Genomic DNA, 23637 nt, shown 5'->3' with positions numbered 1-23637 from the left:
GTGCATCAACCCATGCCGCCGTGCCGGTAACCAGCCTGCGTTTCGCCAGCCATGTCAGATACCAATTTCTGTCTCTCTTGTGGTGCCTGCTGTTCCCATTTCCGTGTGTCCTTCTACTGGGGCGAATGCGCTTCGGCAGGAGGCAGCGTACCTGATGACCTCACGGTACAGATCAGCCCCAGCCGCGTGGCCATGCTGGGCACCGAGGGTGCTCGTTGTCGCTGCACGGCCCTCATGGGCGAAGTGGGCCAAGCCGTGGCCTGTTCGATCTACGAGCAGCGCTCCTCCACCTGCCGGGAATTCGATCAAGTGTGGCCGGACGGGACGATCAACGAGCAGTGCAACAGCGCCCGGGCGGCCTTTGGCCTGCCGCCGTTGCCCGCCCTGGGCTTTGCCTTGGCAAATCCTGGCGAGTCGTTGCTTCCCATCCCTGCTGGCCTGGCTGGATAAACACCAGTGACTCGTTCACTCAGCGCTCCGCTCCAGGATGCCAGCGCCAGGTCGGCTGCCCCAGATGCTGAGCGAAGAAATCCGACAGTATCTGCACCTTACGTGGTCGACTCCTGGCCGAAGGCGTGACGAAATACAGGCCGCCCTGGGTCATGTGCCAGTCCGGCAGCACCTGCTCCAGGCGCCCATCGGCCAGGTATTCGCTGCAGATGAATTCCGGCAGCTCGGCGATGGCCAGGCCCTCGAGCAAGGGCGGTAGCAGAGCATCGGAATTGGTTACGCGCAGAGGCCCCTTGGGAATGACGTCCTCTTCGCTGCCGTCTCGATGAGTGAAGCGCCAGACCTGGCTACGGGCACGGTAGGCATAGCTCAGACAGGCGTGGGCGGCCAGTTCGCGCGGATGCCTGGGCCGGCCATGGACGTCCAGGTACCCGGGAGCTGCCACCAGGTTTTGGCTTACCGCGCACAAATGCCGGGCGACCAGCGAGGAATCCGGCAAGGCAGCGATGCGCAGCGCGGCGTCGAAGCCGTCCGCGACCAAGTCGGCGGTAGCATCGCTAAGGTGCAGGTCTACGCAAAGGTTCGGATATTGACGCATCAATTCAGGCAGCAACGGCGCCACCCAACGCAAGCCAAAGGACATGGGCACAGCCAGGCGCACCAGACCACGGGGTTGCACGCCAAGGTCCTGCGCCTCGCTTTCGGCCTCTTCAGCCTGACGGTAGATATCTGCCGCGCGAGCCGCGAGGCTGGCACCGAACTCGGTCAAGGCCAGCTGCCGCGATGTGCGATTGAACAAACGCCCACCCAAGCGTTCTTCAAGCCGCGCCACTGCCCTGGAAACGGTCGGTACCGATACGCCCATCAAGCGCGCCGCGGCCGCGAATGACCCTTCTTCAGCCACCTTGGCGAACATGGCCAAGCCTTCAAAATCCGGCAGTCTGCTCATTTCAAATCTGCAATGATGGTTTTCGAACAATTCTATTTTGATCTTTTCCAGCCGTCGATAAGCTTCTCTCATACCACGCACAACCACCTCGGGAGAGACATCATGAGCCACAAACTTCAAGGCAAGATCGCATTGGTAACCGGCGGCACCAGCGGCATCGGTCTGGCCACTGCCAAGCGTTTCGCGCAAGAAGGCGCCGTCGTATACATTACAGGTCGCCGTCAGACGGAGCTGGACGCTGCGGTCGCGCACGTTGGCCAGGCCGTTGGCCTACAGGTCGATTCCACCCGCCTTGACCAGCTCGACAGCCTCTATGAACGCATCAAGCAGGAACAAGGCCGTATCGACGTGCTCTTCGCCAATGCGGGCGGCGGTAGCATGGTGCCCTTCGGCGAAATCACCGAAGCGCATTTCGACGATACCTTCGACCGCAACGTCAAGGGCGTGCTTTTTACCGTACAGAAGGCGCTGCCGCTGCTGGCCAACGGAGCATCGGTGATCCTGACCGGCTCCACTGCGGGCAGCTCCGGCACAGCCGCCTTCAGCGTCTACGCCGCATCCAAGGCCGCCGTGCGCGCCTTCGCCCGTAATTGGATACTGGACCTGAAAGACCGCAACATCCGGGTCAACACCCTTAGCCCAGGCGCGACCCGCACCCCCGGCCTAGTAGAGCTCGCAGGTCAGGACACCGCCCAGCAGCAAGGCCTGCTGGACTACTTAAGCGCGCAAATCCCCCTGGGCCGGGTCGGCGAGCCCGTGGAGATCGCCAACGCCGCCGTGTTCTTGGCCAGTGACGATGCCAGCTTCGTCAACGGCGCCGAACTGTTCGTCGATGGCGGACAGGCGCAGGTTTGACCAGGCGTCGAGGCCACTGCCTGAGCGACCACGGGCAAGAACCGGTCAAATGCTAGGCAGATTGAGAGGCCGTGGATCTGGCGGGGAACCGTTGCCGCTTTTTCTGGCCTCGCCTCCACCGAACGCTGGCCAACAGGCACCCGGCAACGATCAGCCCGCCGCCCAACCAGCCCTGATGAGAGATGCCCTCGCCCAACCACAGCACCGCGAACAGTGCTCCGAAGACAGGCTCGCTACCCATCAGCAGCGCCACCCGGGTCGGGCTGCTGCGTTTGAGGGCGTAGTTCTGAGCGAAAAAGGCGAACAGCGTGCAGGCGCCGACGAGATAGGCCAGGTAACCCCAGAACGCCACGGGGTTGGGTATTGCCAGCAACGCCTGCAGCGGCGCGGGTACGCTCAGTATCAACAGCAGCCCGCTGCCCAGCGCCACCATGCCCGCCTGTACGGCGGTTACGCTCAGGGCTGGCAGGTCCGTGTCCTGGGTTACCCGCTTGAGCAGGCAAACCTGCAGCGACCTGACCAGGGCCGCCGCCAACATCAGCGCGTCACCGACATTGAAGGCCCAGCCCGTGCCGCCGCCAAGCAGGGCGGCACCGGCCATAGACAGCCCCACCGCCGCCCATTCCCGCCCGCTCGGTCGGCGCTTGAGCCAGACCCACTCCACCAGTGGCGTCAGTATCACCGTAAGGCTGATCAGAAACGCGGCGTTCGTAGCCGTGGTATGCAGGATGCCGTAGGTTTCGCAAATGAATACCCCCAGCAGAAGCACGCCGGAAGCCATCAGCCCCATTAGCTTGGAAGGCGGAAGCTGCCTCAGGTGCGCCAAGGCCGGGCTCAAGAGTAAAAAGGTGATGGCAAACCTCAGCGCGAGCAAACCCAATACCGGGTAGAACATCAGCGCAGCCTTGACCACCCCATAGCTGGTTCCCCACACCACGGCCACCGCCAGCAGCATCAGGTCGCTGGTCAGCATCGATTTCCTCAACCCGCTCATTGCAAGCTCCTGCCTATCCGAGGCCGACAGTCTCGGTCAATGCAAGAGCGCTGATAATGCGGCGTCGATGCACATCATTTATGCTCGTGCCGCATAAGCCAGCGACCGAGCAACCCATGGGCCCTACTGAACTGTTCGAATCCCTACCGGATATGGCGGTCTTTGCGCGGGTCGTCGAAACGGGAAACTTTTCGAGCGCGGCTCGGCAACTGTGTACCCTGCCCTCTACCGTCAGCCGTCAGATCAAGCGCCTGGAAAACAGGCTCGGCGCCCGACTGCTGGAGCGCTCGACCCGGCGCATCCGCCTCACCGAGGCCGGCATGCAGGTATATGCGCACTGCCGCGTCATGCTGGAGGCAGCCAGCAACGCCGTGGACGCGGCCGGGCATTTGGCTTCGCAGCCGCAAGGACGCGTCAATCTAAGCGCCCCCACTGCTTTCGCCAAGACCGTTCTGCATCCTCTGATGCTGGATTTTCTCAAGGCTCATCCCCGACTGGACGTGCAACTGGTGTTCAGCGATTCGGACACCGACCCCTTGGTGGAGAACCTGGACCTGGTCATACGCCTGACGAACCATCCGCCCCCAGGCCTGGCGGGCCGTTCCCTGGGCAAGGTGCGCTGGCTGCTCTGCGCTTCGCAGGCATATCTTGACCAGGCCGGCGTCCCCGCCGCTCCATTGGACCTGGCGCAGCATCAGTGCCTCTACCTGGGCGAGCAGGCTGATGACAATCGCTGGCGGTTGCGTCGCAGAGAAGGTCCGGCCCCTCACAGCGAAACCGTGACTGTACAGGGCCGCTATATCGCCAATCACGCAGGCGCACGGCTGGAAGCGGCCATCCAGGGCCTTGGTATCGCCAACCTGCCAGATTTCGCGGCCCGCCAGGCCCTGGCCCGGGGCGAGGTGGTGCAGGTCTTGCCGGACTGGGAGCTGGAAGCTGCACAGTATGTGGGCGATATCTGGCTACTCTACCCGCCCAAGCGTCACCTGCCGCCCAAGGTCCGCCTGGTGATCGACTATCTGGTTGAGCGATTCAGCCTGTAGAAGAGCGCGAAACAGTCCAACACGGCTTGCAACAGGGTCTATCGGCCAGCGGGCTCTGGCTACCGCCAGGCCCGTTGTATTTCCCCTTGTCAGAGATAGGTGAACACTCGCTCCGCGGGCAGGCGGGACTTGGGCAGGCCGGCGTTGAAGTCGCTATCGGCGCGGTAGCCCAGCGCGACCAGCACCAGGCTGCTGTAACCCTGGGCACGCAGGCCCAGCTCTTCGTCCAGCTTCTTGAAATCGAAGCCTTCCATCGGGGTCGCGTCTACGCCAAGGGAGGCCGCGCCAAGCAGCAGCGTGCCCAAGGCCAGGTAGGTCTGCTTTTCCATCCAGTGCTGAAGGTCCTTTTGATCGAACCGGTGCAAGGCCACATAGCCACGGCGGGTATTGTCCTGGCCAGCCTGGGCTTCGGCCGTGGGGAAACGGCCGTCCCGGGCTTCCTGTGCCAGCAGTGCCTGCAAATGTTCCTCGGGCATGTCGGTGCGAGTGCAGAGCACGATCACATGGGAGGCGTTGACGATCTTGCTCACGTTATAGGCAAAGCCTCCCTCGGCGCCCTTGGCGATGCGGGCCTTGCCCTGTTCCGTAGCGGCTACCACGAAGTGCCAGGGCTGGGAGTTCACCGACGATGGGCTATGCCGCAGTTGTTCGACCAGCGCATCGACGGTTTCCTGGGGAACCTTGCGGCTGGGGTCGAAGGCCTTGGTGGTGTAGCGCTGCTTGGCCAGGTCAATCAGGTGCATGGCGGTTCTCCAATAAGGGGATCAATGAGTAGGTGCAGGCGCGGCGTCGATCTTCACGCGCAGCAGGCTGTAGGGTTTGCTGCGCAGGTCATGGCCACCGTTGAAGCCAGGCGAGCGATGCAGCTGGTTGGCGGTGAAGTACAGGTAGCCATCCGGGCCGATGGCCATGGTGTCCGGCCAGAGCACCCGGGGATCGTGGACAATGGTCCGCCACTGGCCGTCGGCCTGGCGCTTGCGGATGCCGTTGTGCTCGTAGTCGGTGGCATAAACCGCGCCGTCAGCGTCCGCTTCAAGCCCGTCGGAAGCGCCTTTCTCACCTAGGTCCTGGACGGCGGCTTGCAACTGCGCCTCGCTCAGGCTCGGATCGCGCAGCAAGGCAGTAGGCACGGCGTAAAGGTGGCGGCTGGAGAGTGGGCTGAAGTAGAGGGTACCGCCGTCCGGGGACAGGGCGATGCCGTCCGAAGCCACGCCCAGCGGCTTGGTTTTGCCATCCGCGCCCTTGCTCAGAAGCGCCGGCCTGCCCTCCACCACGGGCACGAAGGCAGGATCCACGGAAGTCTGGGGCGCGCCGCTCAGGCGCCGACTGGCCTTGCCGCTGGCGATGTCCATGACGATGATCCCGCCCGGCCCGGAGACGGACGAATCGGTGACGTAGACAGTGCCTTCCCGGCCCACCCGGAAATCGAAGCGCATGTCATTGACGTAGGTGCTGGGCAGGATCACCTCGGGGGGAAACACCAGCGTCTTCACCACTCGGTTGGTTGCCAGGTCGATGGCCACCAACTTGGCACCGCCCGGGTGGGGCGCGGAAAACTCAGGCGCGGCGGTGTCCAGTACCCAGAGCAGCCCTTTGCCATCGGCCACCACGCTCTGCACGCTGATGAAGCCCTTGGCCGGGTCCGAGGCGTCCTCGACATTGATGGCGGCGTTGGGGTATGGCTGCACCTGGCCGTTTCGCAGTTCGCCCACGGTGAAGGGCACCTCGTCGCCCCAGCGAGGGAAGTTCACGAAGATGCGCCCGGTTTCGCTCACGGTGACTCCGGTGGGCATGGCGTCATGGAAGGCATGCACCAGGTCCAGTACGCCGACGGGTTTTTCCGCGGCGGCGCTGGCCGGCAATGGCTGCACCTGCACGGCGAAGGCGGCCGGGCTCAGAAGGGCCAAGGCCAGGGCGGAGCGGCGAAGCAAGGTTTCGATCAGCATGACAGGTTCTCTACATTGGCAACGAGAAGGCTGGGAAAGGCAGGTCAGAAGCCTTCGAGGACGATCTTGCCTCGGGCCTTGCCGCTTTCGATCAGGGCGTGGGCGCGCCGCAGGTTAGCCGCCTCGATACGACCGAAGTGTTCGCCCAGGGTGGTCTTGAGCACGCCGCTGTCGATCAGCCGCGCCACGCGCTCGAGCAATTCGTGCTGCTTGATCATGTCAGCCGTCTGGTACAGGGAACGGGTGAACATCAGTTCCCAGTGCAGCGCGAGCGACTTGCGCTTGAGCGGCACCACGTCCAGTACCGCCGGATCGTCGATCAGCGCCAGGTTGCCCTGGGGCCGCAGGATGTCGATCAGTTGCGGCAGATAGCTATCGGTATGGGTGAGGCTGATGACATGGTCCACCGCATCGATGCCGATCTGGCCCAGTTGCTCGGCCAGTGGCTGGCTGTGGTCGATCACGTGATGAGCACCCAGGGCGCTGACCCATTCGCGGGTTTGCGGCCTCGACGCGGTGCCAATGACGGTCAGCCCTGTGAGCTGGCGGGCCAGCTGGGTCAGGATGGAACCCACGCCGCCGCCAGCACCGAGAATCAGCAGGCTTTGCCCTACGCCACCCTTTTCGGCGATGCCGAGACGGTCGAACAACAGCTCCCAGGCGGTAATGGACGTCAGGGGCAGAGCCGCGGCGCTGGCGTCGTCGAGGCTGAGTGGCTTATGACCCACAATGCGCTCGTCCACCACGTGAAGTTCGCTGTAGCTGCCAGGTCGATCGATGGCACCGGCATAGAAAACCTCGTCACCCGGCTCGAACAGCGTGACCTCGCTGCCCACCGCCCGCACCCTGCCGACCGCGTCCCAGCCGAGCACCTTCGGCTGACCGGTGCTGCCGGAGCCGGCGCGCACCTTGGTATCGACCGGGTTCACCGCAATGGCCCGCACCTCCACCAGCAGGTCGCGGGGGCCGGGAGTGGGTGCCGGCAGCTCGCTGTCGTAAAGGGCGCGCGGGTCGTCGATGGGCAGACCGTGTTCGGTGAAGACGATAGCTTTCATGGGGGCAATCCCTGTAGATAAAAGGCGAAGCGGAATGTGGGGCCATCTTCAGCTTCCCAAGCCTTTTGAAAAAGTCGCAAAATTGGCTAACACTTTCACTCGCGGAATGAAGATGGTTCGCTTCGAAGACCTCCAGCTATTTGTGCGCACCGCCGCCCTGGGCAGCTTTTCGAACGTGGCGCGTGAGGTGGGCTTGCTGCCTGGGCAGGTTGCCGCCGCGATCAAGCGCCTGGAGCGCGACCTGGACGTACGCCTGTTCGCCCGCTCGACCCGCAGCCTGCGGTTGACCGCCGAAGGGGAGCAGTACCTGCCTTTTGCGCGGGAAGTACTGGCCACCTTGCAGGAAGGCGAGGACCGCATGCGTCGAGAAAACACCGAACTGCAGGGGCTGCTACAGGTATCGGCCCCTTCGGACCTGGGTCGTAACCTGCTACTGCCCTGGCTCTGCGAGTTCCGTCGGCAGCACCCGGCGCTGGACCTTCGCCTGCTGGTGTCCGACCAGGTGGCCGATGTGTTCAAGGACCCGGTCGACATCGCCCTGCGCTACGGAGTGTTCGACGACGCCAGCTATGTGGCGCTGCCCTTGGCCCTATGGAATCGCCGCGTGTTGGTCGCCGCGCCGGACTACCTGCGGCGCCACGGGAAACCCCGCACGCCGGAAGAGCTGCGCCAGCACCCCTGCCTGTTGTACTCGCTCAGTGGCCGCCTCTATGACCGCTGGCGGGTAGGCGATGAAACGGTGCAGGTTGCCGGCCCGCTGTTCAGCAATGACGCCGAGATCGTGCGGCGGTGGGCAATCGCCGGCGAGGGGCTGGCGTACAAATCCTGGCTGGATGTGCACCAGGATATCGAGGCGGGGCGGCTCGAGCCGGTGTTACCCGAGTACAGAGGTGAACCGACGCCGCTCAATCTCGTCTGCCCCCACCGCAAGCAATATTCTCCGGCGGTGCAGCAGCTGCATGCGCTGCTGCGGGCCCGGCTGGAGCCACTGCACGCCCGGTTGGCCGCTACAGGTGCTTGGCAACAAACGCCCGAATGACCGGGATGATGTCGCTGGCTACGGGACAAGTTCGTACGCCAGTGCGAGGCTCCGGCGGCGCTGATGCAGCCTAACCACCTGCGCAATTGAATGCCTGTCGCTAGCATCCCTGCCCTGCCCTGCCCTGCCCTGCCCTGCCGCCGCTGGCCTCCATAGGCGCGAAAGCTAGGCATCTGCCACCCGAAGGCAGCTAGATGAACCATTCAATGTCAAAATCCCTCCAACGGCATCATGTTGGAGACCCTTATGCTCCGTTTCTTCCCCCCCGATGAACTTCCCCCGCCGCCCCAAGGGCTGGTACGTTTTCTTTGGGCCTGCACCCGAGGCGCGCGGGGCTATGTACTGGCATTCGCGATACTCAGCGCCAGCGTGTCGCTCTATGAAGCCTGGCTGTTTTCCTTCCTCGGCCAGGTGGTCGACCTGCTCTCGACCTGGCAAGCCGGCGGCGAGGCGGCCGCCGGGCAGGAACGCCGAGTGCTTTGGGGGATCGGCCTGGTGCTGGTGGCCAGCGTCGGACTGGTGGCGCTGCGTACCATGGTTCAGCACCAGATCCTGGCGATCAACCTGCCGCTGCGCCTGCGTTGGGATTTCCATCGCCTGATGCTGCGGCAGAGCCTGTCGTTCTTCTCCGATGAGTTTTCCGGCAGGGTCACGACCAAGGTGATGCAAACCGCATTGGCGGTGCGCGAGGTACTGTTCACCTTGATCGAGATCGTGCCGGGCATCGGCGTCTACTTCGTCGCGATCATTGCCCTGGCCGGTGGCTTCGACCTGCGCCTGATGTTGCCCTTCGTGGCGTGGCTGGTGCTGTTCGGCCTGGCGATGGGGTACTTCGTGCCGCGATTGGGCAAGGTAGGCCAGGAACAGGCCCATGCCCGTTCGACCATGACCGGCCGCGTGTCCGACGCCTACACCAACATCACCACGGTGAAGCTGTTCTCCCACTCCAAGCGCGAGGCGCATTTCGCCCGGGCCGCCATGGAAGACTTCAAGCTCACCGGCTTTCGCCAGATGCGCCTGGTGAGTCAGTTCGAGATCGTCAACCAGGCATTGGTGGCGGGCCTGATCATGGCCGGGGGTGGCTATGCCTTGTGGCTGTGGCATGCCGGCCAGGTGGGCGCGGGCGCGGTGGCGGCGATCACCGCCATGGCCTTGCGGATCAACGGCATGTCCCACTGGATCATGTGGCAGATGACCTCGTTGTTCGAAAGCATCGGCACCGTTGAAGATGGCATGTCTACCCTCACCCATTGCCCCAAGGTCGTGGATGCGCCCAACGCCAGACAGCTGGGGACCCAGGGCGGCGCGGTGACCTTCGACCATGTGAGCTTCAATTATAATGGCGAGCGTCAGGTGCTTGACGACCTGTGCCTGTCCATTCGCGCGGGAGAGAAGATCGGTCTGGTCGGGCGTTCCGGCGCTGGCAAATCCACGCTGATCAACCTGTTGCTGCGGTTCTATGACGTGGACAGCGGCGTGATCCGGATCGATGGCCAGAACATCGCCGAGGTTACCCAGGATAGCCTGCGTAGCGCTATCGGCATGGTGACCCAGGACACCTCGCTGCTGCACCGCTCCATTCGCGACAACATCAGCTACGGCCGGCCGGATGCCACCGATGAGCAGCTCCGCGCCGCGGCGGTCAACGCACAGGCCGACGGGTTCATCCAGCAACTGAGCGACCGCCAGGGCAATACGGGCTATGACACCCTGGTCGGCGAACGCGGGATCAAGCTCTCCGGCGGCCAGCGCCAGCGCATCGCCATTGCCCGGGTGATGCTCAAGAACGCGCCCATTCTGCTGCTGGACGAAGCCACCAGTGCCCTGGATTCGGAAGTGGAAGTGGCCATCCAGGAAAGCCTCGACGAAATGATGCAGGGCAAGACGGTCATCGCCATCGCCCATCGTCTCTCGACCATCGCCGCCATGGACCGGCTGATCGTCATGGACCAGGGCCGCATCATCGAAGAAGGCACCCATGCGCAGCTGTTGGCCAGGAACGGCACCTATGCGCGACTGTGGCGGCACCAGAGCGGCGGTTTCCTCGGCGAGGACCAGGACGAAGTCGTGGCGGTAGAGTGACCTATCCAAGGCGCGGGCAGTGCTTTCCGACGAAGCACCGCCCAGCCTGGCGCCATGGGCCTAGGCTCTAGGGACCTGCCTTCCTTTGGGCCTGGAGATCGTCATGGACACTGTCACGCTCATCCCCCCTGCTACAGCGTCAACCGAACCCTCACGCCTCAGCGCCAGCGCGCCCTCTATCGTCGGGTCAGACGGTAAGGATCTGCTGGTCGGCACCGCCGCCGGCGAGACCCTCTACGGCATGGGCGGCAATGATCTCATCGACGGGGGTGGCGGCCGAGATGTACTGGTTGGCGGCGCGCGTAATGATGTGTTCCGGTTTTCCTCCCGGGAAGACAGCTACCGCACCGACAGTGAGAGCTTCAGTGACCATATCCGGGGCCTGGACCCGCTTCGCGAGTCGCTGGACCTGATCGACCTGGGGTTCGCCGGCCTGGGTGACGGTTATAACAACACCCTGGCCTTGCGGGTCGACGCGCAAGCGAACCGAACCTACCTCAAGAGCTTCGAGGCGGATGCCAACGGGCATCGTTTCGAGGTTGTGCTCGAAGGGGTGGTAGCCACCGCGCGCCTGGATCTTTACTTCATCCGCCCGGTGCTCAATGACGGCAGTTATGGCGATACCTTGATCGCTGGCAACGTTGCCGGCGAACTGCTTGGCAATCGAGGCAACGATCGTCTTCATGGCGGCCTGGCCAATGATCTGCTCGATGGCGGCGAGGGCCGAGACCGGCTGTTTGGCTCGCTGGGGTTCGATACCTACCGCTATACCTCGATACGCGACAGCTACCGCGACGACACCCAGACCTTCAGCGACCGCATCCTGGGCTTCGACCCAGGCAACGACCGCATCGACGTCTCTGCCCTGGGCTTCACTGGCCTGGGCGACGGACACGACGGCACCCTGGCAGTGTGGGTCAACGAGGCCGGCGTGACCTACCTGAAGGACTATGACGCCGATAGTCTGGGCCGACGCTTCGAGTTGACCCTCAGTGGGGACTTCAGCAATACCCTGACGGCGGACAATTTCGTATTCGCCGACCCGGCCAATGCCCAGGTACCTGTGGCCTTGCTGGGCGCGCCTGATCAGACGCTGCCCATGTGAGTCGCGCAGCGCATCTGGCGACGCAGGCCCGCCTTTGCAGTGGCCTGAGCTTATAGCGCCGGTCAGCGATCGCTACCGGCCCGGCTGGCTGAACCCTGGGCCATTCTGAAGAAACACCACATAGCCTCTAAACCAGGGGCTGCGCTCCAGCGCATCCAAGGCTTTCCATTGGCCGCCCTGGACCAGCCCAACCTTGAAGGGCAACCCAAGGCGCGCCAGGCGCGGGAGGTAGGCGCCATAGTCAGGAATGCTCTGGCGGCCCTGATAGGTCTGTACTACCACCTCGTCCACCACGCCCTTGAGCTGGGCAATGGCGTCGGGGTCGGCGTTGCTGCTCCAGTCCATCAATCCGGTAATGCTGAGCCGGTAGTGAGACGGCAGGCGCTGACGCAGGTCATTGAGAAAGGCGACGTACTCGGAGAGATAACGCGTGCGCGCATCGAAATCGATCTGGATACCCACCACAGCGTTACCGGCCGCCTGCCAGCGTTCAACCTGGCTCAATACCTTCTTGTAAACGGGCTCCGGCCAGCGCAGGGTATGTGCCCGATACACGACCCAGAGTTCGGGTTGAGGTAAACGGGACACGCCCGCGCCCTGGGCGATCAGCTCCACCCGCTGCTGGCCTCGCCGGGTGCTGACCTGGCCCTGGAGCAGGTAAAGCGTACGTGCCTGCTTCAATACCGGCTGAGCCTGCACGCCGCTCCACAACCAGAAGGCGTCATGCTCTGCCGCATCGACGCCGGCCACCGCCGGGCTGGCGAAGAGCAGGAACAACAGCCCAGCCGCCAGGTGCCTGATGGTCACCAGTAGTACCGCTGCGCCTTGGCCCAGGGGGTGCTGGCGTAGGTGCCCTTGAGCTGCTTGAACCACGCCTTGCGCACCGGCTGGTCGACCTCGCTGCCGCCGCACCCGTTGTAGCCTGAGGGGCCATAGCAGTTGATCGCCCGGTACAGGGCATAGGCTTTGTCATCGCGGTCCGCGGTCGGGTCGGCGATCACCTGCTTGTATCCCTCCAGCCGCGAATAGACGGTTCCCTTGAATGCCGGCTCGGTGCCACCGAGCTGATCCGCCTCCGGGCGCTGGTCCAGTGGCATGCCATCCAGCCCGTTACGATGGATGAACTCGCCCAGGCAATTGAGGCCCTTGGGGTCATGCTCGCGTGCCTGCAAGGCGGCGGCCGTCTCCTTCAGGCTCGGGCAGCTGTAGCCTGACGGCCCCTTCCCGCCTGCCCAATTGAACAGGGCCAAGGTCTGGGCCGGCCCATAGGCGTAGCCCAGGGCGCTGTCGAGCTTTTCCTCGGACGGGGCGGCGCCCAGGGCGGCCAGGTCGTCGGCGAAGGCCGCGTACTGGCCGCGCATCAGGTCCTTGTAGAGCAGCACGAACTGCGCCGTGGCTTTTTCCTTGGCGCTGACGCCCTGGACTGCCTGGCGCCGCAGCAGCGGCGCGTCGGCCACCTTGGCCAACAGGATCAAGCGTACCTGCTCGGCGGTGATGGGAGAGTTAGCTTCGAAGACCTTGGCCAGCTCGCCGCCACGCTCGTAGTTCATCGCCAACAGCAGCTGCAGCAGGTCGTTCTGCAAGGGCGCTGTCGCCCGAGCTATCAACTTCAGCCACAAGGCCTGCCCGGCGGCCCGATCGCCCTGGACCTCCAAAGCCAGGCCGCGCAGCACCTGCTGGCTGAACGCAAGATAGTCCAGCTGCTCCGGGATGGCCTCGGGCAGATGCTTGAGCGCCTCGCCAGGCTGGTTGTCGACGTAGAAGGCACGCGCGGCTTGCAGGTATTCGTACAGGCCGGGGTGTTGGTCGAAGGTCGCCTTCTGCGCCTGCAACTGCTCTGCGCTGAACGGGGTCTCACCCTCCGGGCGGAACAGCATCAGGTCGGCCACGGCGGCAAGCAGCGGCGCGCCCTGGGCGTCCGGGGTCGGACTGAGCAGCTTGTTGTCCAACTCCTGGATCAATGCCTCCAGCGGCACGCTGCGTTGCTCATTACTGGCTTCGGTGAGCTGCCAGGCATAGTCGGCGGCCAGGGCTTGCCTGTCGCCCGCCAGCCAGTGCACCCGCCGCACCAGCCCCTTGGCGGACGCGGCATAGCGGCCGTTCGGGTAGGCCTCCAGGTAATGGGTCAAGGCCTCGCTGACCGGGGCGAAGCTGGCGGCATCGCGCTCTTGCCTGAGCCCACCGTATTCGTCGAATACGTCCGCCTGGGCGGCGTTGAGGCGTGTGCGCGCGACCATATAGGTGCCTACTTCCTTCAGCCACGGCTGGGCTTGCCCCGTCAGCGCGGCAAATCCTGCTTCCGCTTCGCTGAAGCGGCCGCTGTAGAAATCCGCGGCTGCTTTCAGATAGGCCGCGAAGGCCTCAGCCTCGGGGGAGCCCAGGCCTTCAGGCAAGAGCGTCGCCTGCTGCTGAGGTTCCCAAGCGCAGGCTTCCAGCAGCTTGAGCCGCGCCTGCGCCAGGGCCTGACGCTCGGCGTTGGCCAGGTTCGGGCTTTTCGCAACCTGCTCGACAAATGCGGCCGCGCTGTCATCGGTGTTGCTGCGACAGCGGCTACCCTCTCCGTCCAGGAAGGCTTCCCCCGCGGTTTCAAGGCTTGCGCGCTCAACCCCCAGCTGTTGCAGTTGCTCCATCAAGCCCGCCGTAACGCTGTCATCGCTGGGTTTGCCCAACGACTCATCCTCGGCCAGGCGCGACACGGGAAACGGCACCGGGCCGTAGCCGGTGGCGCGCTCATCCTCGGCCACGCCATTGGGCGAAAGCGGCAGCACCTTTCGATCCGACAGCAACAACCGCAGGTTCACGCGGCTGTCGTTGCCAGGGCTGAGAAAGGGAAAATTGTTGCAGGATTCCAGCGAGCGCTTGGGCGGTGACCAGTCCGGATAGCAGCTGTCATCGCCGCTGGCACTCGCCTGGGCACAGGCGAAGGTGCTGATGATCAGAGCCAGAGGGGTAAGCAGGCGGGTACGCATGAACAATCCTTGTGGTGCGTTACGGGGGTACAGGTGCGCCATGGTACATGGGTGTTTCAAGGTGGACAAAATGAGCGACCTCTGGCTCATTGACCCTACACGCGGACATATCCATAAGCGTGTCAGGCTCCCAGCGCTAAACGCGCCATCAGCATTTCCAGGGCTTCCTCCACGCAAAGCGCCGCTGTGTCGAGCGTAAATGGCGCCCCTGCCCAAGGCTCGAATTCATGGGACTGAACCGAGCTCCAATCAGGCAGTGTCAGGCCAGGCACATCAGCCGTGCGGGTTTCGACCCGCCGACGATGTTCGGCGGCATCCGAGCACACCAGCTGTACATCGATCAACTGGGCCTCCACGGCGGATGCAACCCGATGCCACGCCTCGCGGCTCTCTGCCACGGGATTAACTCCATCCGCGACGACGCTATTGCCCAGTCCAAGGTTGCCCAAGGCAACTTCATTGGCGACTTCATAACCGGTCGCGCCTATCTCAGCCAGGTTGCCACGTCGCAGGATCGCCTGTTCGATGGCATCGATACGCAGATACACCCAACCCGTGCTGGCCACCAAGGCCTTGGCGAGTGTCGTTTTTCCCGTGCCAGGTAAACCGCTGAATACCACCAATATTGGGTTCATTACTGCTCCCTGCGCTTTGATCTCAAGGGGTTTATTACGCCAGCTTCGCTGCGCGATTGCGAACCTGGCAGTGCGCAGAAATCGGTGGGAGCCAGCATAGCTGGCGAAAGGGGGCCCGCGTCTTGGCCATTCGGCAGCTGGCGCTACCTCCCACAGGCCGCCAGCGCCTACACCAACCGCTTCAACCTGACCACCATCCCGACCGCGAGCACGACCATGCCTACGATCAGTGTAGGGAAGGACACCCACCAGGGCAGGCTGCCGGTCATCATGCTGAATTCGGACATACCGCCGATGCTGGCAACGAGATTCAGCGGCAGGAAGACCACGTTGATCAGGGTCAAGTTGCGCAGGGCCTGGTTCATGCTGTTGTTGGCCAGGTTGTCACGGGCGTCGATCAGGTTGTTGAACACCCGAGCGTGGATTCCTGTGGCGCGGCCAGCTTGCTCATGGCCATGGCTGCTCTGCACCCCCAGCGGCCCATCGCCCAGGGCGAGGAGATTCAAACCTGGCGCGAGGCGGCCACTGTATTCATTACCGCCCGCCACGGCGGTTGCCGCCTGGATGGGATGCGCAATTCCAATGAGAAGGCGGTAATGCGGCGGGTGGAGGCCGGCAGCGCGCTCGGGCCGCTGCATTGCTTTACGCACTGGCGTCGTAACGGCCAACAGCCCGGCCTGGTCCCCGATTCTTTTTTTTACGCAAGCTTTACGCCTGGGCGCCGTTTCGCAATCGTTCCTTTACGCCCTTCTCTCGAACAATGGTGCCATACCAGTTCGGTATCGAGGAGGGACACATGAGCATCATGCAAGGGGTTTCGCTGCTATTGGCAGTGGGGCTGTTCGTTTATCTGCTGGCCGCGCTGTTGCGCGCGGACCGGGGGTAACGGCAGCCATGCATAGCTACGACGGGTGGTTGATCGTTCTGTTTCTGGCCTTGGTGGCGGCGCCCGCGCCACTGCTGGGCCGTTTTTATTACCGGGTCATGGAAGGCCAGCGCACCTGGCTGCATCCATTGCTAGGCCCGGTGGAAGCCGGCTGTTACCGATTGGCCGGGATCGATGCCGGGCAAGAGCAAAGCTGGCAGCGGTACACCCTGGCCCTGCTCGCTTTCAACCTGGCGGGCCTGCTGTTCCTGTTCGCCGTGCTCATGGGCCAGGGCGCGCTGCCGCTCAACCCCCAGGGCTTGCCTGGGTTGAATGCTTCCCTGGCGTTCAACACCGCGGTGAGCTTCGTCACCAACACCAACTGGCAGGCCTACAGCGGCGAAGCGTCGCTGAGCTACTTCAGCCAGATGGTCGGGCTCACCGTGCAGAACTTCGTCAGCGCCGCCACCGGCCTGGCCGTGCTGGTGGCGCTGAGCCGCGGCATCGCCCGGCGCTCGGCCCGTACCCTGGGCAACTTCTGGGCGGACATGACCCGCGCCACCCTTTACGTGCTGCTGCCGTTGTGCCTGGCCTTCGCCCTCTTCCTGGTATGGCAGGGCGTGCCACAGACCTTCGCCGCCTACGTAGACGCGCATACCCTGCAGGGGGCCACCCAGAGTCTGCCACTCGGCCCAGCCGCCAGCCAGATCGCCATCAAGCAGCTGGGCACCAATGGCGGCGGCTTCTTTGGCGTGAACTCGGCGCACCCCTTCGAGAACCCTACCGCGTGGAGCAACCTGTTCGAGGTGGCGGCCATCCTGATGATCCCGGCTGCGCTGGTGTTTACCTACGGTCATTATGTGAAGGACCTACGCCAGAGCCGCGCCATCTTCGGCTCGATGCTGGCCTTGCTGCTGATCGGTGGCGCCATCGCGCTCTGGGCCGAATATCAGCCAGCGCCGGGGCTGCAGGATGCCCTGGTGCAAAGCGCCGCGCCGCTCGAAGGCAAGGAAAGCCGCTTCGGCCCGGGCGGGACGGCATTGTGGGCGGTGGTCACCACGGCAGCGTCCAACGGCTCGGTCAACGGCATGCACGATAGCCTCAACCCCATCACCGGCATGGTCGCCCTGATCAACATGATGCTCGGCGAAGTCATCTTCGGCGGCGTGGGCGCGGGTCTCTACGGCATGCTGCTGTTCGTGCTGATCGCGGTTTTCCTGGCTGGCCTGATGATCGGTCGCACCCCGGAATACCTGGGCAAGAAGCTGGTCGCCCACGACGTGAAGCTGCTGGTCGCCACCCTGCTGGTGATGCCGGTGGGGGTGTTGGTGCTCGGTGCCATTGCCGCCTGCCTGCCCAGCATCGGCTCGGCCGTGGCCAACCCCGGCCCGCACGGTTTCAGTGAACTGCTGTATGCCTATACCTCGGCCAGCGCCAACAACGGCTCGGCGTTCGGGGGCTTCGGCGCCAACACGGACTTTCACAACATCATGCTGGGCCTGGGCATGTTGATCGGCCGTTTCGGCTACATCCTGCCGGTGTTGGCTCTGGCCGGCAGCCTGGCCGCGAAGAAAGCGCTGCCGGTAGGGCCCAACAGCTTCCCTACCCACGGCCTGCTGTTCGTTGTGTTGCTCACCGCCACCATCGTTGTGGTCGGCGGCCTGACCTTCCTGCCCACCCTGGCCCTGGGCCCGATCGCCGATCAACTGAGCGCGGGCTTCTGAGGACTGATCATGAACATGCCTGTCAATAACACCCAGCCGGCCGCCACCCATCCCACGGTGAGCCAGACCGGCTTGCTCGCCCTGTGGCGCCCTGCCCTTGTGCAAGCGTTCGTCAAGCTGGACCCGCGCCAGCTCAAGCGCGCGCCGGTCATGCTGGTGGTGGAACTCACTGCCGTGCTGACCACGGTGCTGTGCTTCGTGCCGGATGCGGAAGTGCCCCTGGGCGTGGGGCTGCAGATCGCCCTGTGGCTGTGGTTCACGGTGCTCTTCGCCAACTTCGCCGAAGCCCTGGCCGAAGGCCGTGGCAAGGCGCGCGCGGATAGCCTGCGTGCCGGCAGCGCCGACCTCAAGGCCCGTCGTCGTCGCGCTGATGGCAGTTTCGAAATCGTCTCGGCCACGGCCCTGCGCCAGGGCGATGTCGTTCGGGTGCAGGCCGGCGAGATGATTCCCAGCGACGGTGAGGTGCTCGCAGGCATCGCGGCGGTGGACGAAGCGGCCATTACCGGGGAATCCGCCCCGGTGATCCGCGAATCCGGCGGCGATCGCTCAGCGGTGACCGGCAATACGAGGTTGGTGTCGGACTGGCTGCTGGTACGCATCACCGCGAACCCGGGTGAATCCACCCTGGACCGGATGATTGCCCTGGTGGAAGGCGCGCGTCGGCAGAAGACCCCGAACGAGATCGCCCTGGACATCCTGCTGATCGGCATGACCCTGATCTTCTTGGTAGTGGTGGTCACGCTCCAACCCTTCGCGGCCTTTGCCGGCGGCAATCTGCCGGTGGTCTTCCTGGCGGCGCTGCTGGTCACGCTGATCCCCACGACCATCGGCGGCTTGCTGTCGGCCATCGGCATCGCCGGCATGGATCGCCTGGTGCGCCTGAACGTGATCGCCAAGTCTGGCCGCGCCGTGGAGGCCGCCGGCGACGTGCATGTTCTGCTGCTGGACAAAACCGGCACCATTACTTTCGGCAACCGCCGCTGCACTGGGCTGTTCGCCGCCCCGGCGGTGACCAAGGCGGAAATCGCCGAGGCCGCCCTGCTCGCCTCTATGGCCGACGACACCGCCGAGGGCAAGTCAGTGGTGGAATTCGTGGCCCAGCTAGGCGCTGCCCGGGCGCCTGAACTGCCAGGGGCCCAGCCAGTCCCCTTCACCGCCGAAACCCGGTTGTCCGGCCTGGATGTCGAAGGCAGGCGCTACCGCAAAGGCGCCGTGGACGCGGTGCTGGCGTTCATTGGCCGCAGCCGTGCCGAACTGCCAGGGCAAATGGCCAGGGAAATCGAGCGCATCGCCCAGGGCGGCGGCACGCCCTTGCTGGTGGCCTGTGACGCGCGCCTGGTCGGTGCCATCGAGCTGACCGACGTAGTCAAGCCGGGCATTCGCGAGCGCTTCGATGAGCTGCGCAAGCTGGGCATCCGCACGGTGATGGTGACCGGCGACAACCCCCTCACCGCAGCGGCCATCGCCGCCCAGGCCGGCGTGGACGACGTGATCGCCGAGGCGACTCCGCAGAAGAAACTCGACCGCATCCGTCATGAGCAGGACCAGGGCCGCCTGGTGGCCATGTGTGGTGACGGCGCCAACGATGCTCCAGCCCTAGCCCAGGCTGACGTAGGCATGGCCATGAACGAAGGCACCCAGGCCGCACGCGAGGCGGCCAACATGGTGGACCTGGACAGCGACCCCACCAAGCTGCTGGACGTGGTGCAGATCGGCAAGGAACTGCTGGTGACCCGTGGGGCCTTGACCACCTTCTCGGTGGCCAACGACGTGGCCAAGTACTTCGCCATCCTGCCGGCGCTCTTCGCCGGCCTGTACCCGCAGTTGGGCCTGCTCAACATCATGGGCCTGCAAAGCCCACAGAGCGCCATTGTCTCGGCCATTGTCTTCAACGCCCTGATCATCATCGCGCTGATACCCTTGGCCCTGCGCGGCGTGCGGGTGCAGGCCAAGGACGCCGCGAGCCTACTGCGACGCAACCTATTGATCTACGGTCTGGGCGGCATCCTGGTGCCCTTCATCGGCATCAAGGCGATCGACCTGCTGCTTACTGCCCTGCATCTGGTTTGAGGAACCCCTATGAACAGTCTATTGCGCCCCGCCGTCACGCTTCTGGCCGCCATGACCCTGGTTACTGGCGTTGCCTATCCGCTGGCGGTCACGGCCATCGCCCAGGTGGCCTTCCCTACCCAGGCCGGTGGCAGCCTGGTACGTGACGACAGCGGTCAGGTTCGCGGCTCGGCCTTGATCGCCCAAGGCTTCGAAGGTGAACGCTGGTTCCAGCCGCGCCCTTCGGCCGGCGCCTTCGCTACCGTGTCCAGTTCGGCCAGCAACCTGGCCACGACCAACCCAGCCCTGGCCGAGCGCGTCAAGGCGGACGCGGCCAAGCTGGCCGGCCAGGGCGACGGGCCAGTGCCCCTGGCCTTGGTCACTACCTCCGGAAGCGGACTGGACCCGGATTTGCCGCCCCAGGCCGCGCTCTGGCAGGCCAGGCGCATCGCCGCGGCCCGGGGCATGAATGTCGAGGCAGTGGAGCAACTGGTGCAGGCTCAGGTACGCTCGCCTCTGGTCGGCCCGCCCACTGTGAATGTGCTTGCCTTGAACCTGGCGCTCGAGCAGGCCACCACCCCTTGAAGGATGCTGTAACCGATGAGTGATGCCGCCCGCGCCGATGCGCTCCTGGCCGCCCTGCCCAATGGGCGCGGCCGCCTGAAGGTCTACCTGGGCGCATCGGCCGGGGTCGGCAAGACCTGCGCCATGTTGCGCTCCGCCCAAGCGCTGCAGCGCCAGGGTGTCAAGGTACTTGCGGCCATGGTGGAAACCCACGGCCGCAGCGATACCGAAGCCTTGCTGGTGGGCCTGCCACGCCAGCCCCTGGCGCGGGTTCACTACCGCGAGCGCATCCTGGAGGAGATGGACCTGGACGGGGTGCTGGCCGCGCGACCGCAATTGGCGCTGGTGGACGAGCTGGCGCATACCAACGCACCTGGTAGCCGTCACGGCAAGCGCTGGCAGGACGTAGAGGAGTTACTGGCCGCCGGCATCGATGTGCATACCACCGTGAACGTGCAGCACTTGGAAAGCCTGAACGACCAGGTGCACGGCATCACCGGCGTACGCGTACAGGAAACCGTGCCGGACTGGGTGCTGCTCGAAGCCCAGGAACTCATTCTTATCGACCTGCCACCACGCGAGCTGCTCGAGCGCCTGCGCGACGGCAAGGTCTACATGCCGGAACAGGCCCGCGCGGCCATCGAGGCGTTTTTCATTCCCACCAACCTGGCCGCGCTGCGCGAGCTGGCCATGCAAACCGCCGCTGCCCAGGTGGACAGCGACCTCGCCCAGGGGTATCGCCAGCAGGGCCAGGCAGCGCCCAGCGTGCGCGGGCGCTTGCTGGTTGCGGTCAAGGGCGACGGCCAGGCCGAACGCCTGGTGCGCCACGCCAGCCGCATCGCCCAGCGCCGCCACCTGCCGTGGGCCCTGGTACATGTGGACACTGGCCGACAGGGTGACGAGGCTGGCCGCCAACGCCTGCTGCTGGCACAGCAACTGGCCGAACGCCTGGGCGGCGAAGTGGTGACCCTGCGCGCCAGCGAAGTCGCCGCGACCCTGCTCCAGCATGCCGCGGAACGGCGAGCCAGCGTGCTTCTTCTGGCCGCCAGCCGACGGCGGCCCGGGCCACTGCGCTGGCTGCGACCGGCTGGGGGGCTGGGCTTGGCGGGTCGCTTGCTGGGCCAGGCCAAGGGGCTCGAGGTCGCCGTCCTCGACCGCGACGCTTCGGTGGAAGCGCCTGGCCGTCCGCTGCGGCCTTCAAGCAGGCCTGGTCACTACGCCTTGGCGGTAGGCGTGTCGCTGCTGGCCGCAGCCCTGTCCTGGGGTGTTTCCCATTGGCTGGTGCTGCCTAATATCTCGCTCGTGCTATTGGCCGGTGTGCTACTGGTCGCCTTGGCCGGTGGGTTGGGCCCGGCTCTGCTCAGCGCGGGCCTGTCCTTTCTGCTCTACGACTTTCTTTTTATCGAGCCGATTTTTTCGCTGTCCGTCGACCTGCGGGAAGACTTCCTCACCCTCCTGTTCTTCCTGTTCATGGCCGCCTTGACGGGCAACCTGGCAACGGCCCAGCGCCGCCACCTGCATGCCCTGCGCGATACCCAGGCTCATACCAGTGAGCTGCTGGACCTGTCGCAGCGCCTGGCCGCCGCCAGCGAGCGGCGAGACGTAATGGACGCTGCGCAACGGCATTTCGAAGCCTGGCCGGATGTGCGAGTGACCCTGCACGAACGTGACGCCAGTGGCCGCCTGGTACTGCCTTCGGAGGCAACGGAGAGGGACCGCGCCGCGGCCGATTGGGCCTGGAAGCATGGCCAGGCGGCAGGCTGCGGCACCGGCACGCTGCCTGCCAGCCAAGGGTGGTGGTGGCCCTTGGTCAGCGAACCGGGCACCTTGGCGTTGATCGCGGTCTGGCCCAAGGCAGGCGGGAACATTCCGGACGCCCGACGTCGCCAGGTCATGGCACTGGGACAGCCTCTGGCCCAGGCGATTGCCCGGGCGCGCCTGGCGGAGGATCTGGAAGCCGCCCGTTTGAAAGGCGAAACCGAAGAGCTGCGCAGCGCCTTGCTGGCATCGGTGTCCCACGACCTGCGCACCCCCTTGACCGTCATGCGTGGCAGCATCGAAAGCCTCCAAGCCTTGGGTGATGCCCTCAGCCCGCAGGACCGGGAACAATTGCTGGAAGGCACCCGTCTGGAATGCGAACGCCTGGATCGCTATATTCAGAACCTGCTGGACATGACCCGCCTGGGCCACGGCACCCTCAGCCTGGCGCGGGACTGGATCGCCCCGGCCGATATCATCGCCTCGGCGGTGCAACGGCTACGCGGGGTGCTGGCGCCCTTGCAACTGGTAGTGGAAGCCAGCAGCACCTTGCCACTGCTCTACGCCCACCCGGCGCTGATCGAGCAGGCGCTGGTCAACGTCCTGGAAAACGCCGCCCGCTTTTCCCCCGCGAACGGCCGTGTGCGGGTGTCGGCCCGTGCGGTAGATGGCGAACTGCGGTTGGCGGTCAGCGACCAAGGCCCTGGTATTCCGGAGGACGAACGCTCCAGGATCTTCGACATGTTCTACACCGCCGCCCGGGGCGACCGCGGCGGCCAGGGCACGGGCCTGGGCTTGGCCATTTGCCAGGGCATGGTGGGCGCTCACGGTGGCCACGTCAGCGTGGCCGAGGGTGAAGACGGTGGCGGGACCTGCATCACCCTGCACCTGCCCTTGCATCCGCAGCCAGAGGACCGGGCATTGGCGGGGTGAGCCGCGGCCAGGGCTCGCCCCCAATGATCAGCTCCGGCTGGAATGGCCTGGCCAGAACCCACGACACCATTTGAACAACCGCACGATGTAGGTCCGGTTGCGCGCCTCTCCGTACAGAGCCTAGGCACAATCGGCGCCCGTGCTTGATTTACCTCAGATGCCTGCTATTGATGCAGAACTCGCCCCAGGCCGTGGACGCGGCAGAGACGGCTTCCTGATAACGATCATGCTCGGCCCAGTCCTCTTCGGACGCTGGATAGGATGTAGATTCCAGATGCTTACGATAAGCCGCGTAGGCATCAGCAAAGGTCTGCTCAAGGCGCTGAGCTTCTGATCGATAAGCTTCACTCACGGTATTTTCCTCGCAAGGATGGTTGAGGCCCACATCTGCGGACTTCGAGTGTGCAGGCGGCGAGAGGTTCGTTTGTCTTCCATGGCTGACCCTATGGCCCCTGGCCTATGCCATGCGGCATGAGGCCCTGTGCAGAGGCGTCGCGCCCTGGCCTGCCGCTTGTCGTCTAGTAACGCCGGACCCGGCTAGAAGATTGACGCCAAAGATTCTTCGGTATAGCTTGTTGATAGCACATGGCTACCATCCCTGACGCGATGACTGCCTGCAAGC

At 64.7% G+C, this 23637-nt stretch carries 21 protein-coding genes and 1 pseudogene; 12 read left to right on the top strand and 10 right to left on the bottom strand.

What is annotated here, in order from left to right; all coding sequences use genetic code 11:
• The first annotated feature begins 51 nt into the window (after positions 1-51).
• On the top strand, positions 52-450 hold the full coding sequence (locus BN1188_RS16925; protein ID WP_052469328.1) for a YkgJ family cysteine cluster protein: 399 nt from the start codon (positions 52-54) through the stop codon (positions 448-450).
• 19 nt (positions 451-469) lie between these two features.
• Here the strand turns inward: BN1188_RS16925 and BN1188_RS16920 are convergent, their stop codons facing one another.
• The gene (locus tag BN1188_RS16920; protein WP_040264128.1) at positions 470-1399 is read right to left on the bottom strand and encodes a LysR family transcriptional regulator; all 930 of its coding nucleotides are present in this window, start codon (positions 1397-1399) and stop codon (positions 470-472) included.
• 102 nt (positions 1400-1501) lie between these two features.
• Between BN1188_RS16920 and BN1188_RS16915 the strand changes: the two genes are divergently transcribed.
• Positions 1502-2254, top strand: a complete 753-nt coding sequence (locus tag BN1188_RS16915) for an SDR family NAD(P)-dependent oxidoreductase (protein ID WP_040262536.1) — start codon at positions 1502-1504, stop codon at positions 2252-2254.
• A 52-nt stretch (positions 2255-2306) separates the two neighbouring features.
• On the opposite strand, the gene BN1188_RS16910 is transcribed toward BN1188_RS16915, so the two are convergent.
• Complete coding sequence (locus BN1188_RS16910; RefSeq protein WP_040262535.1) at positions 2307-3248, bottom strand: DMT family transporter; 942 nt, start codon at positions 3246-3248, stop codon at positions 2307-2309.
• 116 nt (positions 3249-3364) lie between these two features.
• On the opposite strand from BN1188_RS16910, the gene BN1188_RS16905 reads away from it, so the two are divergent.
• On the top strand, positions 3365-4291 hold the full coding sequence (locus BN1188_RS16905) for a LysR family transcriptional regulator (RefSeq protein WP_040264126.1): 927 nt from the start codon (positions 3365-3367) through the stop codon (positions 4289-4291).
• Positions 4292-4380: 89 nt separating this feature from the next.
• Here the strand turns inward: BN1188_RS16905 and BN1188_RS16900 are convergent, their stop codons facing one another.
• Genes BN1188_RS16900 through BN1188_RS16890 form a run of 3 tightly spaced genes read right to left on the bottom strand, consistent with a single transcriptional unit; the run spans position 4381 to position 7292 of the window.
• Entirely contained in the window at positions 4381-5034 is a 654-nt protein-coding gene (locus tag BN1188_RS16900; RefSeq protein WP_040262534.1) for an oxygen-insensitive NAD(P)H nitroreductase, read from the bottom strand.
• Positions 5035-5055: 21 nt separating this feature from the next.
• Positions 5056-6237: an L-dopachrome tautomerase-related protein gene (locus BN1188_RS16895; RefSeq protein ID WP_088776218.1), complete on the bottom strand. Its 1182-nt coding sequence runs from the start codon at positions 6235-6237 to the stop codon at positions 5056-5058.
• Positions 6238-6281: 44 nt separating this feature from the next.
• Complete coding sequence (locus tag BN1188_RS16890) at positions 6282-7292, bottom strand: zinc-binding alcohol dehydrogenase family protein (RefSeq protein WP_040262533.1); 1011 nt, start codon at positions 7290-7292, stop codon at positions 6282-6284.
• A gap of 112 nt (positions 7293-7404) precedes the next feature.
• Between BN1188_RS16890 and BN1188_RS16885 the strand changes: the two genes are divergently transcribed.
• The 3 genes from BN1188_RS16885 (at position 7405) to BN1188_RS16875 (ending at position 11518) form a co-directional block, all read left to right on the top strand.
• On the top strand, positions 7405-8331 hold the full coding sequence (locus BN1188_RS16885; protein WP_052469449.1) for a LysR family transcriptional regulator: 927 nt from the start codon (positions 7405-7407) through the stop codon (positions 8329-8331).
• Positions 8332-8562: 231 nt separating this feature from the next.
• Positions 8563-10413 carry an ABC transporter ATP-binding protein gene (locus BN1188_RS16880; RefSeq protein ID WP_040262532.1) on the top strand — a complete coding sequence of 617 codons (1851 nt, stop codon included), beginning with the start codon at positions 8563-8565 and terminating at the stop codon, positions 10411-10413.
• Positions 10414-10516: 103 nt separating this feature from the next.
• On the top strand, positions 10517-11518 hold the full coding sequence (locus tag BN1188_RS16875) for a M10 family metallopeptidase C-terminal domain-containing protein (RefSeq protein ID WP_052469327.1): 1002 nt from the start codon (positions 10517-10519) through the stop codon (positions 11516-11518).
• A gap of 72 nt (positions 11519-11590) precedes the next feature.
• On the opposite strand, the gene BN1188_RS16870 is transcribed toward BN1188_RS16875, so the two are convergent.
• The 4 genes and pseudogenes from BN1188_RS16870 to BN1188_RS22025 all read right to left on the bottom strand — a co-directional run.
• Positions 11591-12319, bottom strand: coding sequence for a DUF3142 domain-containing protein (locus BN1188_RS16870; protein ID WP_040264119.1), 729 nt, complete (start codon positions 12317-12319; stop codon positions 11591-11593).
• Positions 12320-12321: 2 nt separating this feature from the next.
• Positions 12322-14487, bottom strand: coding sequence for a PA5441 family protein (locus BN1188_RS16865; RefSeq protein WP_040262531.1), 2166 nt, complete (start codon positions 14485-14487; stop codon positions 12322-12324).
• A gap of 122 nt (positions 14488-14609) precedes the next feature.
• The gene (locus tag BN1188_RS16860; RefSeq protein ID WP_040264117.1) at positions 14610-15113 is read right to left on the bottom strand and encodes a P-loop nucleotide/nucleoside kinase family protein; all 504 of its coding nucleotides are present in this window, start codon (positions 15111-15113) and stop codon (positions 14610-14612) included.
• 176 nt (positions 15114-15289) lie between these two features.
• Positions 15290-15550, bottom strand: a pseudogene (locus tag BN1188_RS22025) (CorA family divalent cation transporter); the annotation flags it as partial.
• 21 nt (positions 15551-15571) lie between these two features.
• Between BN1188_RS22025 and BN1188_RS22020 the strand changes: the two are divergent.
• The 6 genes from BN1188_RS22020 to BN1188_RS16830 are packed head-to-tail and all read left to right on the top strand — an operon-like array spanning position 15572 to position 23015.
• Positions 15572-15922 (top strand): peptidase C39 family protein, encoded by a 351-nt coding sequence (locus tag BN1188_RS22020; protein ID WP_325062745.1) that lies wholly within the window; start codon positions 15572-15574, stop codon positions 15920-15922.
• Positions 15919-16008, top strand: coding sequence for a K(+)-transporting ATPase subunit F (gene kdpF, locus BN1188_RS16850; RefSeq protein WP_148485265.1), 90 nt, complete (start codon positions 15919-15921; stop codon positions 16006-16008). Before BN1188_RS22020 ends, kdpF begins: the two co-directional genes overlap by 4 nt.
• A gap of 8 nt (positions 16009-16016) precedes the next feature.
• Positions 16017-17711, top strand: coding sequence for a potassium-transporting ATPase subunit KdpA (gene kdpA, locus BN1188_RS16845; protein ID WP_040262529.1), 1695 nt, complete (start codon positions 16017-16019; stop codon positions 17709-17711).
• A 9-nt stretch (positions 17712-17720) separates the two neighbouring features.
• A complete protein-coding gene (gene kdpB / locus BN1188_RS16840) occupies positions 17721-19781 on the top strand; it encodes a potassium-transporting ATPase subunit KdpB (RefSeq protein ID WP_040262528.1) in 2061 nt (686 codons plus the stop codon).
• Between the two features lie 9 nt (positions 19782-19790).
• Positions 19791-20345, top strand: a complete 555-nt coding sequence (gene kdpC, locus BN1188_RS16835; RefSeq protein WP_040262527.1) for a potassium-transporting ATPase subunit KdpC — start codon at positions 19791-19793, stop codon at positions 20343-20345.
• A gap of 15 nt (positions 20346-20360) precedes the next feature.
• Complete coding sequence (locus BN1188_RS16830; protein WP_040262526.1) at positions 20361-23015, top strand: sensor histidine kinase; 2655 nt, start codon at positions 20361-20363, stop codon at positions 23013-23015.
• A 148-nt stretch (positions 23016-23163) separates the two neighbouring features.
• On the opposite strand, the gene BN1188_RS21630 is transcribed toward BN1188_RS16830, so the two are convergent.
• Entirely contained in the window at positions 23164-23367 is a 204-nt protein-coding gene (locus BN1188_RS21630; RefSeq protein WP_148485264.1) for a hypothetical protein, read from the bottom strand.
• Positions 23368-23637: the final 270 nt, after the last annotated feature.

The organism is Pseudomonas massiliensis (assembly GCF_000826105.1).
In the GTDB taxonomy this organism is placed as follows: Bacteria; Pseudomonadota; Gammaproteobacteria; order Pseudomonadales; family Pseudomonadaceae; genus Aquipseudomonas; species Aquipseudomonas massiliensis.
The sequence above is the reverse complement of the archived record's forward strand: the minus strand, read 5'-3'. Positions and strand labels throughout refer to the sequence as shown.